The following is a 12873-nucleotide window of genomic DNA, read 5'->3' on the forward strand; positions in this document are numbered from 1 at the left end:
CTTGTCCGGATCGACGCCGATCAGGATGTGCGTGTCGTCGACGAAGTGGTACTTCGGCACCGCGAGGTTCGCCGGCGCAGGCACGCCGTCGTAGACGCGGCCGGCCATGTCGTAGCGCGACTTGTGGCAGGGGCAGTAGAAGCCGCCCTTCCACTGCGGATCGAACGGCTCGGGCTTGAGTTCCGGGAAGAAGTCGGGCACGCAGCCGAGGTGCGTGCATATGCCGGTCACGACGAGCCATTCGGGCTTGATCGAGCGGTACTCGTTCTTCGCGTACTCGGGCTGCTGCGCGGCGTTCTCCGACTTCGGGTCGCGCAGGCGCGCATCGACCGACGTCAGCGTGTCGAGCTGCGCCTTCGTGCGGTTCACCACGAACACGGGCAGGCCGCGCCACTCGAACGTGACCTTCTGGCCCGGCTCGATCTTGCCGATGTCGGCGAGCACCGGCGCACCCGCCGACTTCGCCTTCTCGCTCGGCGTCCACGACTTGACGAAGGGAATCGCGGCCAACGCGACGCCCGCACCGCCGACGACCGATGTCGTCGCAGTCAGGAATCGACGGCGCCCCTTGTCCACCACAGCATCGTTTGCCATCAGCACTCCGCTGCAAAGCTGAAAAAAACGCGGGAACCGCTTAGCCCGCCCGATGACCGGCCGCGCCGGCTTCGCGCCACGCCTCGCCGCGCGCGTGCGCGCCGTCGCGAAAAACCAGTGGCACGCCCGGCCCGCGGGCCGGGCCCCAAAATCGTGGTAGTTTAACGAACGCCCCCGCACCGCACAATCAAAGCGGTGCCGGCGAATCGCCGCACCGCGGCCACGGAACTTCATGCAGAGCCGCCGCTACCACGACATCGCCGTCTTCGTCATGCGCAGCGCCGTGGTCGGCCTCGCCGCGGCGTTCGTGCTGAGCGTGTTCGCGCCGGGCCTCGTCGAGCGCCTGCGCGGCACCTCCGGCGTCAGGTCCGGCGCCGAGACCGCCTACGAACGGCGTGGCCCCGTTTCCTACGCCGACGCGGTCGGTCGCGCCTCGCCTTCGGTGGTGAACATCTACGCGAACCGCATCACGACGCTGCGTCGCGCCTATCCGGTACCGGATCCGATCAACCAGCGCCTGCTCGGTTACGTGACCGGGCCGCTGATCCAGCGCCGCGACCAGAGCCTCGGCTCAGGCGTGATCTTCAGCGCCGACGGCTACGTGCTCACGAACAACCATGTCATCACCGGCGCCGACGACATCCAGGTGCTGCTCGACGATGGCCGCGTCGCGCAGGCGCAAGTCACGGGTACCGACACCGAAACCGACCTCGCCGTGCTCAAGATCGATGCGAACGGCCTGCCCGCGATCGAGGTCGCGGAAGATGCCGCGCCGACCGTCGGCGACGTCGTGCTCGCGATCGGAAACCCGGCCGGCTTCGGCAAGACCGTGACGATGGGCATCGTGAGCGCGACCGGGCGCCAGCTGAACCTGTCCGCGTACGAAGACTTCATCCAGACCGACGCCGCGATCAACGCCGGCAACTCGGGCGGCGCGCTGATCAATGCGCTCGGCGAACTGATCGGCATCAACACCGCGGTCTACAACCAGCCGATCTCGACCGGCCTCGGCCGCGCGCAGATGCCCGAAGGCATCGGCTTCGCGATTCCGGTCACGACCGCGAAGACCGTGCTCGACCAGATCATCAAGCACGGCCACGTGATTCGCGGCTGGATCGGTGCCGAGTACACCGACATCCCGCCCGCGACCGGCGCGACCGGCCGCCAGCCGGGCGTGCTCGTCGTGCGCGTGCTGCCCGAGAGCCCGGCCGCGCAGGCGAACCTGCAGCCCGGCGACCTGCTGCTGAAAGTGGACGGCGTCGCGATCGCGGACCAGGGCGACCTGCTCACGCGCGAGGCGGCGTTCGCACCGGGCACGAAGGTGCGCGTGGAAGGACTGCGCGGCAACATGCCGTTCGCGGTCGACCTCGTGCTCGTGCAGCGACCGGCGCCGAGCACGACCGGCGCGTAGCGCGAGGCGAGAGCGGGAAGCCGGCTGCGCGCTGCGGCCCGCAGTCTTCGGCGCGATCTCCGCCGACGCCGCGGAGCCGGCTCGACGGCGTCAGTTGAACGTCGGACGCTGGGCCCTGGGCGTCACAGCGCCTTCGCGTAGCGGTCGCGCAAGGTCGCGACGCGGTCGACGTACACCTGCGTCTCGTCGTAGGGCGGCACGCCGCGATACTTCTGCACGGCGCCGGGCCCCGCATTGTAGGCCGCGGTCGCGAGGCGCGCATCGCCGTTGAAGTTCTTGAGCAGCATCGCGAGATAGCGCGCACCGCCGCGGATGTTCTGGCTCGCGTCGAACGCATCGGCCACGCCCATGTCGGTCGCGGTGTCGGGCATCAGCTGCATGAGCCCCTGCGCGCCCTTGCTCGACAGCGCCATCGGGTTGTATGCCGATTCCGCGTGGATGACTGCGTGCAGCAGCGCGCTGTCGAGTCCGAACTCGGCCGCCGCCGCGGCGATTTCCGCCTTGTACGCATCGAGATGCAACGCCGTTCGGGCGAAGTCGATCTTGGAGTGGATGTCGCACGCGACGCAGGTCGCGATGTAGGTGAACAGCACCGCGAACGCGCCGCCGCTCGGCTTGATGTTCGTGTACTCGGTGATGCCGTTGTTGCGCTGCACGCGGTAGACCGCGCCGCGCAGCACGCGTGGCACGGCGGCCGCGGCGACGCTCGCGGTCGGCGTTGCGGCCGGTGCGACCGCCCGCGTACCCGGCCGCACCGGCCGGTACGGCGCCGCGATGAACAGCGGGTTGCCTACCGTCGTCGCGCTGCTGGCGACGTCGGCGAGCACGGTGGAGAAGTCCTGCGGCTCGTAGACCGGTGCGCTGCTCGCGGCGTCGGCCGCGACCCGGCGGAAGTCCGCGCGCACGATCGACGCCGGTTCGCTCGCGACCGCGGCATCGACGGTGGAAAAATCCGCCGCGTTCTCCTCGTAGGTCCAGCCCGCTGGAGCCGCGGGCTTCGCGGCCGCGCGCGCCGCCGGTGCGGGCGCCACGGGTACGGGCGCCGCGGCCTTCGGCGTATCGGCGAACGCCGCGATCGCCTTGCAGTTCGAATACCCCTTCGTCGTGCTCGTGTACGCGATGCTGCCGTCGTTCGTGTCGCACTTGAACAGCACGCTCGCACGCCCGCCTGCCGGACACAGCAGCAGGAGCAACAACCCGTAAGCGAGGGCGGGAACGCGGAATGACGGCATGGCCATATTCAAACCTATCCGGCTCAAGAGTTTCCGCTGCATTGTTCACGTTGCCAAGCGCGAATCGTGACGCATCGCAACAAACGGAAGCCCATACGACCGCGGCGCCCGCCCGCGGGTTCCCCGGGGGCTAAGCCCTTGCGCGGAAATGCTAAACTGCCCGGTCCACGACGTACCTGCCTCCGACACATGACCGGCAAGCTCTACATCAAGACCCACGGTTGCCAGATGAACGAGTACGACTCGGCCAAGATGGCCGACGTACTGCGCGCGTCGCACGGCCTCGAGCTGACCCAGGACGAGGCGGAGGCGGACGTCATCCTCGTCAATACCTGCTCCATCCGCGAGAAAGCGCAGGAGAAGGTGTTCAGCCAGCTCGGCCGCTGGAAGCAGCACAAGCAGGACGGCAAGCCGGTGCTGATCGGCGTCGGCGGCTGCGTCGCGAGCCAGGAGGGCGATGCGATCGTCAAGCGCGCGCCGTTCGTCGACCTCGTGTTCGGGCCGCAGACGCTGCACCGCCTGCCCGAGCTCATCGAGGCGCGCCGTGCGACCGGCCGGCCGCAGGTCGACATCTCGTTTCCCGAGATCGAGAAGTTCGACCAGTTGCCCGAACCGCGCGCGGAAGGGCCGAGCGCGTTCGTCTCGATCATGGAAGGCTGCTCGAAGTACTGCTCGTTCTGCGTCGTGCCATACACGCGCGGCGAGGAAATCAGCCGGCCGTTCGACGACGTCGTCGCGGAGATCGCGTCGCTCGCCGAACAAGGCGTGCGCGAAGTGAACCTGCTCGGCCAGAACGTCAACGCTTACCGCGGCGCGATGCACGACGGCTCGATCGCCGACCTCGGCCTGCTCATCCACGCGATCGCCGAAATCGACGGCATCGGCCGCATCCGCTTCACGACGTCGCATCCGCTCGAGTTCTCCGACTCGCTCATCGACGCGTATGCGAACGTGCCGCAGCTGGCGAATTTCCTGCATCTGCCGGTGCAGTCCGGTTCGGACCGCATCCTCGCCGCGATGAAGCGCGGCTACACGGCGCTCGAGTTCAAGCAGAAGATCCGCAAGCTGCGCGCCGTGCGGCCCGACATCTGTATCTCGTCGGATTTCATCGTCGGCTTCCCGGGCGAGACCGATGCCGACTTCGACAGGACGATGAAACTCATCGATGACGTCGGCTTCGACCAGAGCTTTTCGTTCATCTATTCGAGGCGCCCGGGCACGCCCGCGGCGAACCTCGCCGACGACACGCCCGACGCGGTCAAGCATGCGCGGCTCGAACGGCTGCAGGCGGCGATCAACGCGAACGCGAAAGCGATCAGCGACGCGATGGTCGGCAGCGTGCAGCGCGTGCTCGTCGAGGGCCCGTCGCGCAAGAACCCGAACGAGCTCACCGGCAAGACCGAGAACATGCGTTCGGTGAACTTCCCGGCGCCCGCGCGGCTGATCGGTCGCTTCGTCGACATCGTCGTCACCGAGGCACTGACCAACTCGCTGCGCGGCCGCGTGAAGGTCGACGACGGACTCGCCGCCAGCGCCGCGTGAACGCCGCGCTCGCCATCCGCGAAATCGGCGTGGACGGTTTCGCGCGCGCGTGGCCGATCTTCCGCGACGTCGTCGCCGGCGGCGATACCTACAGCTACCCGCCCGACATCGACGAAGCGCAGGCGCGCGCGCTGTGGACCACGCCGCCGAGCCGCTGCTTCGTCGCCGAGCGCGACGGCGAGGTGCTCGGCGTCTACATGTTGCGGCCGAACCAGCCCGGCCTCGGCGACCATGTCGCCAACTGCGGCTACATGGTCGCGCCCCATGCGCGCGGCCAGGGCATCGCTTCGGCGATGTGCGGGCATTCGCTCGAGCAGGCGCGCCGCGCGGGCTTTCGCGCGATGCAGTACAACTTCGTCGTCAGCAGCAACGATGCCGCCGTGCGACTCTGGCAACGGCACGGCTTCGCGATCGTCGGCCGCGTGCCCGGTGCGTTCCGCCATGCACGCCTCGGGCCGACCGACGTCTTCGTGATGCACCGCGCGCTCTAGCGACGCGCACGCCGCGCGCGCCGGTCGCAGGCGTCGCACGGCGCCGCCGCCTCAGCCCCGCACGATGGCGTCGAACGCGGCACAGGCCGGCACGTCCCTGAGCTGGACGCGCCACGCCGTCCCCTCCGGATCCACCTCGAGCCAGGCGTCGCGGGCGAGCGCGCAGCGGGCGGCGCGCTCGTTCCCGGCGCCGGCTTCGTCGACGAGCAGCGTCAGGAAGGTCGCGACGACGACCCGGTTGACAGCCTCACCGAGGTCACGGCGGCCCGCGGCGATCGCGGCCGCCGCACCCGCACGGTCGCCCTGCGATCGCGCCAGGCGCAACGCCCCGATCGCGGCCGCGATGCGATCCTCGGCCGCGGCCGGTCGCGCCGCCGCGGACGCCGCGAGCCGTCGCTGCGCGCCCGCCGTGTCGCCGATGTCGAGCGCGGCCTCGACGAGTACCTGCTCCACAGTGCCGCGGTAGCGGGCATTGCCGGCATCCGAGAGGTAATCCTCGCCGATGCGCACGAGCGCGGCGTAGGCGCCGGTCGATCGCGTCGCCTCGAGCGCGGTGAAGGCGCGCTCGATCGCGCACCACGCGAGATCCTCCGCAGCGTTGCCGCCGAGCCTGGCGTAGATCGCGGCCGCGCGGGCAAACCGCTCGTCGGCCGCCGCGTACTCGCCGACGACGCGCAGGTCGTCGCCCTCGATGCGAAGCGCGTACGCGTGGTAGACCGAGTCCGGAAGGTTCGTCGCATAGATCGCGCCGGCACGCGCCGCGCTGCCTGCCGCGGAACGTGCGTGACCGCGCTTGCGCTGCGCGAGTTCGAGGCTCGAATGGAACGCCGCGAGGCGCGTGCTGCCCGCGCCGTACGATCGCTCCGCCGCGGGCGCGAGCGCGGCGAGCAGCCGTTCCGCGTCGTCGGCACGCCCGGCCATCGCGAGCGCACTCGCGCGCTGGCGGCCGACCCAGACACGCATGCCGTCGAAGCCTTCCGGCAACGCCGACGCCTCGCTCCAAAGGGCATCGGCCTCGGCGAGCGCCTCATCGTCGCGGTGCAGGGTCGACAACAGGTCCATGCGCTTGAGGCGCAGCGCGAGGCGCTCGTCGGCATTGCCGTCGCTGCGGGCGACCGCGTACAGCGCGAGCGCGGCCTCGACGTCCGCGAGCGCCGCCTCGGGTGCGCCGAGCGTGCGCTGCACGTGCGCTCGAATCCCGAGCGCCTCGATGCGCAGTGACGCATCCTGACGCGCGATCGAAGGCCACAGGGCGGCCAGCGACGCGAGCGCGGGTGTGGTCGGATCGAGCTCGAAGCGGCTCGCCACGTCGCGCAGGGACAGGCGCACGCGCAGCGGGTCCGTTGGCGCCACCTCGGCCGGCAACGCATGCAGCGCCGCTGCGAAGGCGACGGCAGCGTCGCGGCTGCGACCCAGCGCGAACAGGCCATGGCCGATCGCATCCAGCAGCTGCGCGCGCAGGCGCGGATCGAGCCCCGCCTGGGCGCGCGTGCGCGCCGACGCCGCGTCGAGCATGTCCGCCACGGTCAGGCTCGAACCGCGCAGGTCGTAGGGATCGGCCGCGTCGAGCAGCGAAACGAGCAGCGCGTTCTGCCGCTCGGCGCGGTCGCGCTCTAGCAGCGCCTGGTCACGCTGGTGCACGGCGACGGCGAGCCCGGCGAGCATGCCCGCTACCGCCAACGCCGCGCCGCCGACCGCGGCCCGGTGGCGACGCACGAACACGCGCGCCCGATATGCGAACGATCGCGGCAGCGCGTCGACGGGCTCGCCGGCGAGGTGGCGACGGACGTCCGCGGCGAACTCGCCGACCGAGCCGTAGCGCTCCGCGGCGTCGGTGCGCAACGCGCGTGCGACGATTGCCTCGAGCTCGCCACGCAGGCGCCGACGCAGCGCGTTCGGCGTGGTGCTCCGTGCAGCCGCGACATGGGCCAGGTCGTCCGCCGATGCGCCCGCGCGATCGCGCAGCAACGGTGCTTCGGCGCGCGGGCGGGCGGAGCCGTCCATGCGGCCAAACGGAAACGGGCCGGCCAACAATTCGTACAGCAGCAGGCCGAGCGCGTAGACGTCGGTCGCCGTCGTCGCGGATTCGCCGCGCAACTGCTCCGGCGACGCATAGCGCGCGGTAAATCCGACCGTCGCCGTCGCTCGGTCGTCGGCCGAGAGCAGCTTGGCGATGCCGAAATCGAGCAGCTTCACGTCGCCGGCGGCATCGACGAGGACATTGCCGGGCTTGAGGTCGCGATGGACGATCGCGTGCCGGTGCACGTAGGCGACCGCATCGGCCAATTGCAGCCAGAGCCGCAGGCGCTCGTTCACGTCGAGGCGCGCCGTGTCCGCGTGGGTGGCGAGATCGGTGCCCTCGACGAGTTCCATCGCGAACCAGTGGCCGAGTTCCGGGCTCGTTCCCGCATCGAGGATGCGCGCGACGTGCGGGTGCGAAAGGCGCGCCAGGAACGCACGCTCCCGTTCGATGCGCTGCTGGACGGGCCCGGACAGGTGCAGGCGTCCGGTCAGTTTCAGCGCGACGCGTTGCTCGATCGCGCCGTCGCGGCGCGAGGCGGCGTACACGACGCCCATCCCGCCGGCGCCGAGGCGCCGCTCGAGCACGTAGGCACCGACCGTGCGACCGACCAGCGGATCGCCGGCGGGTGCGAGATCGGTTTCGTCGAGCGCGGCCATCCAGCGCGCGAGTTCGGCGGCGAAATCCGGGTCGGCCGCGGCGAGTTGCGCGAGGCGCGCAGCGCGCGCGTCCGAGGGCTGCCCGATCAGATCGTTGAATTCCGCCTTGAGTCGCTGGAAGCGCGCGCCTTGCATGATCGACCTTCACCCGTGCGTCATGCAGTGCGTACGTCGTCGGGGCGCGTACCCGACACGCGCTGCGCGCTTAGGCGCCCAGATGCTGGCGCAACCATGCGCGAGCCATCGCCCAGTCGCGATAGACGGTGCGTTCGTCGACGCCGAGCAGGTGGGCCACCTCGGTGACCTCGAGGCCCGCGAAGCTGCGCAGCTCGACGACCTCGGCCATGCGCGGATCGAGTTGCGCGAGCGCATCCAGCGCCTGCGCCAGCGCGGCCACGTCGGTGCCGGGCTCGATCGGCAGCGCGATCGCCTCGACCAGGTCGACGCGCTGCCAATGGCCGCCGCCGCGCTTCTCGCGATGCTGTGCACGCGCGCGATCGATGAGCACCTGGCGCATGAGTTTCGCTGCCGTGGTGAACAGGTGGCGGCGATCGGTGATGCGCACGCGGTCGGCGCCGAGCAGGCGCACGAACACGTCGTTGATCAACGCGGTCGGTTGCAGCGTGCCGTGCCCTGCGTTCGAACGCAGTTCGGACGCGGCGATGCGCCGCAGGTCGTCCCACACGTCCGGCAACAGGTCGTCGAGCGCCTGCGTGTCGCCCTCGCCCCAGCGCCGCAGCAGACCGGTGACGTCGGCACCGCCCTCCCCCATGTCCCGTGCCTCCGCGATGCGTCCGCAGCAGTCTAGCCGACGCGCGCGTGTCAGGTCCGCCCGTCGACGGCGTAGGTCGAGGCTGGAGGGCGCATCTCGCGCCGAGGAGTGGATCGATGCTCACGAAATCCGGGATGGGATGGACGTGCTGCCTGCTGGCAGCGACGGCCGCGCACGCAGGCGGGGAACTGGACGCGACTTTCGGCGACGGCGGGCGGATGCTCTACGCGATCGCTTCGCGCGATCCGGCGCAGACGCCGGGCGCGCTCGCGTGGGCCCAGGTGAGCCCGCTCAAGGTGCTGCCGCTCGGCGACGGTCGCTCGATCGTGCTCGCCAATGCCGCGACGCCGTACGACGTGCCGATCAGCACGGAGTCCGTGCCGGTCGCGGTTCGGATCGGCGCCGACGGCAGCTGGGACACGAGCTACGGCATCGGCGGACGCGCGCTCGTCTACGTCGGCGAGGACTACGACTGGCGCGCGAGCGATGCCGTCCTGCTGCCCGACGGGCGCGTCGTCGTCGTCGGCACGATCGACAATCCGGACGGCAGCAGCGACATGGCGGTGTGGGCGCTCGCGCCCGGCGGCGAACCCGATACGACGTTCGGCGTCGGAGGCCTCACGCGCCTGCATCGCGGCGGCGTGCCTTCGGACGCCGGCAAGGCGATCGCGTTGCTCGACGTCGACCTCGCCGGTACGGGCAGCGCGAGCACGGTGCTCGTCGTCGCCGGCAACATCCGCGACGGCCTCGCCGGACCGCATACGCTCGGCGCGGCGATCCTGAGCCTGGATGGATACCTGTGCCCTTCCGGCCTGGCCGGCTGCGGCAACGTCGTCGGCGGTGCGGGCGACGGCTACAGCGGCGAATGGCGGATGCTGCGCATCGACACCGACCTGTGCCCGAACGATGCGGACATCGATGTCGCCGACCTGACCGGTTTCGCTGCTGGCGTGTCCACCGCGATCCCGATCGCAATCCGCGGCTGCGGCGATACCGGCGTGATCAAGCACACCCGCATCGGCAATTTCGGCGGCGCATGGGCCTGGGGCGCGAGTGGCGCGTACGGCAACCAGAGCCGCTCGCTGATCGGCTTCGGGCCCGGGCTCGCGGTCGAGGTCAACGCGATCGCTTCCGCGCCGACGTCCGGCGATGCGGGCAACGAATCGATCGTCGTCGCCGGCTTCGTCGCCAATGCCGATCGCAGCTTCCCCGCGATCCTTGCCGCGCGCGTCACGCGCGACGCGATCACGACCGCGACCTACGGCATGGAGATCCCCGGCGATCCGTGGCAGAGCCCGGGTGCCTACGCCGGCGCGATCGTCGTGCAGGCGGACGGCAAGGCGGTGCTCGGCGGCGGCTATGCGGCCGGCGACTGGACCTACGGCGACGCGATGCTCATGCGCGTGAACGCCGACCTTACTCCGGATGATTCGTTCGGCAGCCTCGCGGCGAGCCTGCCGGGACGCATGGGCTACGGCTATACGATCGGCGGCAGCGATCGCGACAACCGCGCCGACACGCTCGCGCTCACGCCGGACGGCAAGCTGCTGTTCGCCGGCTACGCCTACGCGAGCGACGACGGCCAGTCCCGCTACGGCTCGGTCATGCGCGTGCTGCAGCAGGGCGACCGCATCTTCGCCAATGCCTTCGACGGCTCGCCATGAGCGCGCCGTGCGGTCTGCGTGCGAACGGCTCGACGCTCGCCGGTCGGGCGATGGTCATGGGCGTCGTCGTCGCACTCGCCGCGTGCGGGCGCGGCCCTGCACCCGTCGCGGCCGGCGGTCCGCAGGCTGTCGGCGCGACGGTCGCGACGCACGCGTCGACATCCATCCGTGCGAACGTGCTCGCGCTCCGCGTCGACGGGCGCGCGTGGCATGCCGATCGCGCGATCACGGCCATCGTGGATCCGCCCGGATTCGACCGCATGCTCATGCTGTCCGGATCGTTCGGTGCGAAGGATCGCGACGAGCAGACGTTCAACCTCAACCTCGCCGGCGTCGACCGCCCGGGGCGATACCTCATCAAGGGCGGGAACGTCGCCGCAGGCGCCGTCCAGCTCGCCAACCTCGATGCGACCCGCTACCTCGCCGGCGGCGTGCTCGGTGCCGACGTCGTCGTCGACGTGCGCGTGCTCCAGCGCTCTCCCCTTGCCGTCGAGGTCGGCTTCGAAGGCACGCTGGTCGCGAGCGACGGCACGATCCTGCGCATCGAAGAGGGGCACTTCGCCTATCGCGAGTGACGGGCCCGCGGGTGTCAGGTCGTCACGCCGACGTCGTACGCCTCGGTGACGGGCGACACCCGCCCTACCGGAGACCCGCCGTGAAAACCATCCTCCGCCTCGCCGGCCTCATCGCCGCCGGGAACGCCGTCGCGGCGACGTACGTCGTCGACACCACCAGCGACGACGCACTCGACGCTTGCACCGTGGCCGTCGCCGACTGCTCGTTGCGCGGCGCGATAGCGCGCGCCAACGCAGGCTCCGGCGGCGACCTCATCGCGTTCGACATACCGGACAGCGATGCCGGCTTCGTCGCCGCCACGCACCACTGGCGCATCGCGCCCGCGACCGACCTCCCCTTCATCACGGTGCCACTCGACATCGATGCCTACACCCAGCCGGGCGCCTCGCCGAACACGCTCGCGCCGACCGAAGGCGGCAGCGATGCCGTGCTCAGGGTCGAGTTGCACGGCGACGGCGGCCCGAGCGGATCGGGCTTGTCCGCCGGTGGCGCGCTCCACGTGCGCGGGCTGGCGATCAACGCGTTCCACGCGAACCTCGAACTGTATGCCCCGGGCGGCCATCGCATCGAAGGCTGCTTCATCGGCACGGACATCACGGGCATGCAGGCGGTGTCGGCGCCGGGCGCGATCGGGATCCACCTGCGCGGCAGCACGGCCGTCGGTGGCGTCGCGCCCGCCGCACGCAACGTGATCGCCGGCAATGCGTACATCGGCGTCTGGGACGAAACCGGGACGACCTCGTCGCCAAGCACCTACGAAGGCAACCTGATCGGGCTCGCCGCCGACGGCGCATCGGTCATCGCGGGACAGGGCTACGGCGCGTACATGAACGACCCCGCCGCCGGTACGCGCGTCGGCGGCGCGCTGCCCGGGCAGCGCAACGTCTTCGGCGGCAACGAGATCCATGCGCTCTACGTCACCGGCGCCGCGCTCGCGGCGGGTACGGCGCCGGTGCGCATCGTCGGCAACGTCTTCGGCACGGACTGGAGCGGCACGCTGGCACGGCCGAACGGCGCCTACCCGGCCTCGCCGTCACAGCCGCAATCGACGATTTCGGTGTTCCGCGGCGGCCATTGCGGCGTCGCGATCGGCGGCGACGCCGCGGGCGAAGGCAATCTCGTCGCCTACGGCGCGGCGGCCGGCGTGCAGATCGCCACGTGCACGGGAGCGCCGGTGCTCGGCAACGCGTTCATCGGCAATCGCATCGGCATCGACCTGTCGCCGACGAGCAATGCCGACGGGGCGACCGCGAACGACCCCGCGGACGCCGACGAAGGCGGCAACCGGCAACTCAACGCACCCGTGATCGAGGACGTCGCCTACCTCGACGCGGGCGCCACCATCCGCCTTCGGTATCGCGTCGACGCGGCGCCGGCGAATGCGAACTATCCCCTGCGCATCGACGTCGGCTGGGGACGGCGCGGCCAGGCGGCGGGTATCGCCGTATCCGACGCGTACGCCGTGGCCGACGCGCAGGCGGCGCGGAGCATCGAGTTCCCGGCGGCGGACCTGCACGGGCAGGCACTCGTGTTGTCGGCCACCGACGCCGACGGCGACACGAGCGAGTTCTTGGCCGAGGACCTGTTCGACGACGGCTTCGAGCCGTGACGCGCCGCTCGCGTCGCGCCTGCTCGCGATCCTCGCGCGCTTGCGCCGGGCACGCAGCGCGAGCCGTCGCGGCGCGAGCGGATCAGTCCAGCCGTTTCTGGAAGCGCAGGATCGACGCGCCCATCATCACCGCGGTGAACGCGATCAGCGCGACCACGTCGGCCCACATCTCGACCAGTCCCGCGCCGCGCAGCATCACGCCGCGGATCAGGCGCAGGAAATGCGTGAGGGGCAGCACTTCGGCGAGCCATTGCGCGAACTTCGGCATGCCTGCGAACGGGAACATGAAGCCCGACAGCAGGA

General features: G+C 70.8%; 11 protein-coding genes. 6 read left to right on the forward strand and 5 right to left on the reverse strand.

Going from position 1 to position 12873, the window contains the following annotated elements; translation table 11 throughout:
• Positions 1-594, reverse strand: a 594-nt coding sequence (gene petA / locus VI238_RS15780) for a ubiquinol-cytochrome c reductase iron-sulfur subunit (RefSeq protein ID WP_331653074.1), incomplete at its 3' end; no start/stop codon positions are given.
• A gap of 232 nt (positions 595-826) precedes the next feature.
• Between petA and VI238_RS15785 the strand changes: the two genes are divergently transcribed.
• Positions 827-2005, forward strand: a complete 1179-nt coding sequence (locus VI238_RS15785; RefSeq protein ID WP_331653076.1) for a S1C family serine protease — start codon at positions 827-829, stop codon at positions 2003-2005.
• A gap of 122 nt (positions 2006-2127) precedes the next feature.
• Here the strand turns inward: VI238_RS15785 and VI238_RS15790 are convergent, their stop codons facing one another.
• Positions 2128-3237, reverse strand: a complete 1110-nt coding sequence (locus VI238_RS15790) for a lytic transglycosylase domain-containing protein (protein WP_331653078.1) — start codon at positions 3235-3237, stop codon at positions 2128-2130.
• A gap of 189 nt (positions 3238-3426) precedes the next feature.
• Here VI238_RS15790 and miaB point away from each other — a divergent pair, with 189 nt between their 5' ends.
• Both miaB and VI238_RS15800 read left to right on the forward strand, forming a co-directional pair.
• Positions 3427-4779, forward strand: coding sequence for a tRNA (N6-isopentenyl adenosine(37)-C2)-methylthiotransferase MiaB (gene miaB / locus VI238_RS15795; RefSeq protein WP_331653080.1), 1353 nt, complete (start codon positions 3427-3429; stop codon positions 4777-4779).
• Positions 4776-5270, forward strand: a complete 495-nt coding sequence (locus VI238_RS15800) for a GNAT family N-acetyltransferase (RefSeq protein ID WP_331653082.1) — start codon at positions 4776-4778, stop codon at positions 5268-5270. The genes miaB and VI238_RS15800 overlap by 4 nt, the downstream gene beginning before the upstream one ends.
• Positions 5271-5321: 51 nt before the next feature.
• Here the strand turns inward: VI238_RS15800 and VI238_RS15805 are convergent, their stop codons facing one another.
• Entirely contained in the window at positions 5322-8084 is a 2763-nt protein-coding gene (locus tag VI238_RS15805; protein WP_331653084.1) for a serine/threonine-protein kinase, read from the reverse strand.
• A gap of 70 nt (positions 8085-8154) precedes the next feature.
• Positions 8155-8721 carry an ECF-type sigma factor gene (locus VI238_RS15810; protein ID WP_331653086.1) on the reverse strand — a complete coding sequence of 189 codons (567 nt, stop codon included), beginning with the start codon at positions 8719-8721 and terminating at the stop codon, positions 8155-8157.
• Positions 8722-8837: 116 nt separating this feature from the next.
• Between VI238_RS15810 and VI238_RS15815 the strand changes: the two genes are divergently transcribed.
• From VI238_RS15815 to VI238_RS15825, 3 genes are all read left to right on the forward strand, one after another.
• Positions 8838-10385 carry a hypothetical protein gene (locus VI238_RS15815; RefSeq protein ID WP_331653088.1) on the forward strand — a complete coding sequence of 516 codons (1548 nt, stop codon included), beginning with the start codon at positions 8838-8840 and terminating at the stop codon, positions 10383-10385.
• Positions 10382-10960 carry a hypothetical protein gene (locus tag VI238_RS15820; RefSeq protein WP_331653090.1) on the forward strand — a complete coding sequence of 193 codons (579 nt, stop codon included), beginning with the start codon at positions 10382-10384 and terminating at the stop codon, positions 10958-10960. Before VI238_RS15815 ends, VI238_RS15820 begins: the two co-directional genes overlap by 4 nt.
• Positions 10961-11040: 80 nt before the next feature.
• On the forward strand, positions 11041-12570 hold the full coding sequence (locus VI238_RS15825; protein ID WP_331653092.1) for a hypothetical protein: 1530 nt from the start codon (positions 11041-11043) through the stop codon (positions 12568-12570).
• A gap of 82 nt (positions 12571-12652) precedes the next feature.
• Here VI238_RS15825 and VI238_RS15830 read toward each other — a convergent pair.
• A partial coding sequence (locus VI238_RS15830) for an ABC transporter permease (protein ID WP_331653094.1) occupies positions 12653-12873 on the reverse strand: 221 nt, incomplete at its 5' end.

This window comes from Dokdonella sp., from assembly GCF_036518555.1.
Lineage (GTDB): Bacteria > Pseudomonadota > Gammaproteobacteria > Xanthomonadales > Rhodanobacteraceae > Dokdonella_A.

What these genes read in the sequence shown, in the direction of transcription:
- VI238_RS15785 (WP_331653076.1), top strand. Translation starts at nt 827, where the DNA reads ATGCAGAGCCGCCGCTACCACGACATCGCCGTCTTCGTCATGCGCAGC.
- VI238_RS15790 (WP_331653078.1), bottom strand. Translation starts at nt 3,237, where the DNA reads ATGCCGTCATTCCGCGTTCCCGCCCTCGCTTACGGGTTGTTGCTCCTG.
- miaB (WP_331653080.1), top strand. Translation starts at nt 3,427, where the DNA reads ATGACCGGCAAGCTCTACATCAAGACCCACGGTTGCCAGATGAACGAG.
- VI238_RS15805 (WP_331653084.1), bottom strand. Translation starts at nt 8,084, where the DNA reads ATGCAAGGCGCGCGCTTCCAGCGACTCAAGGCGGAATTCAACGATCTG.
- VI238_RS15810 (WP_331653086.1), bottom strand. Translation starts at nt 8,721, where the DNA reads ATGGGGGAGGGCGGTGCCGACGTCACCGGTCTGCTGCGGCGCTGGGGC.
- VI238_RS15815 (WP_331653088.1), top strand. Translation starts at nt 8,838, where the DNA reads ATGCTCACGAAATCCGGGATGGGATGGACGTGCTGCCTGCTGGCAGCG.
- VI238_RS15820 (WP_331653090.1), top strand. Translation starts at nt 10,382, where the DNA reads ATGAGCGCGCCGTGCGGTCTGCGTGCGAACGGCTCGACGCTCGCCGGT.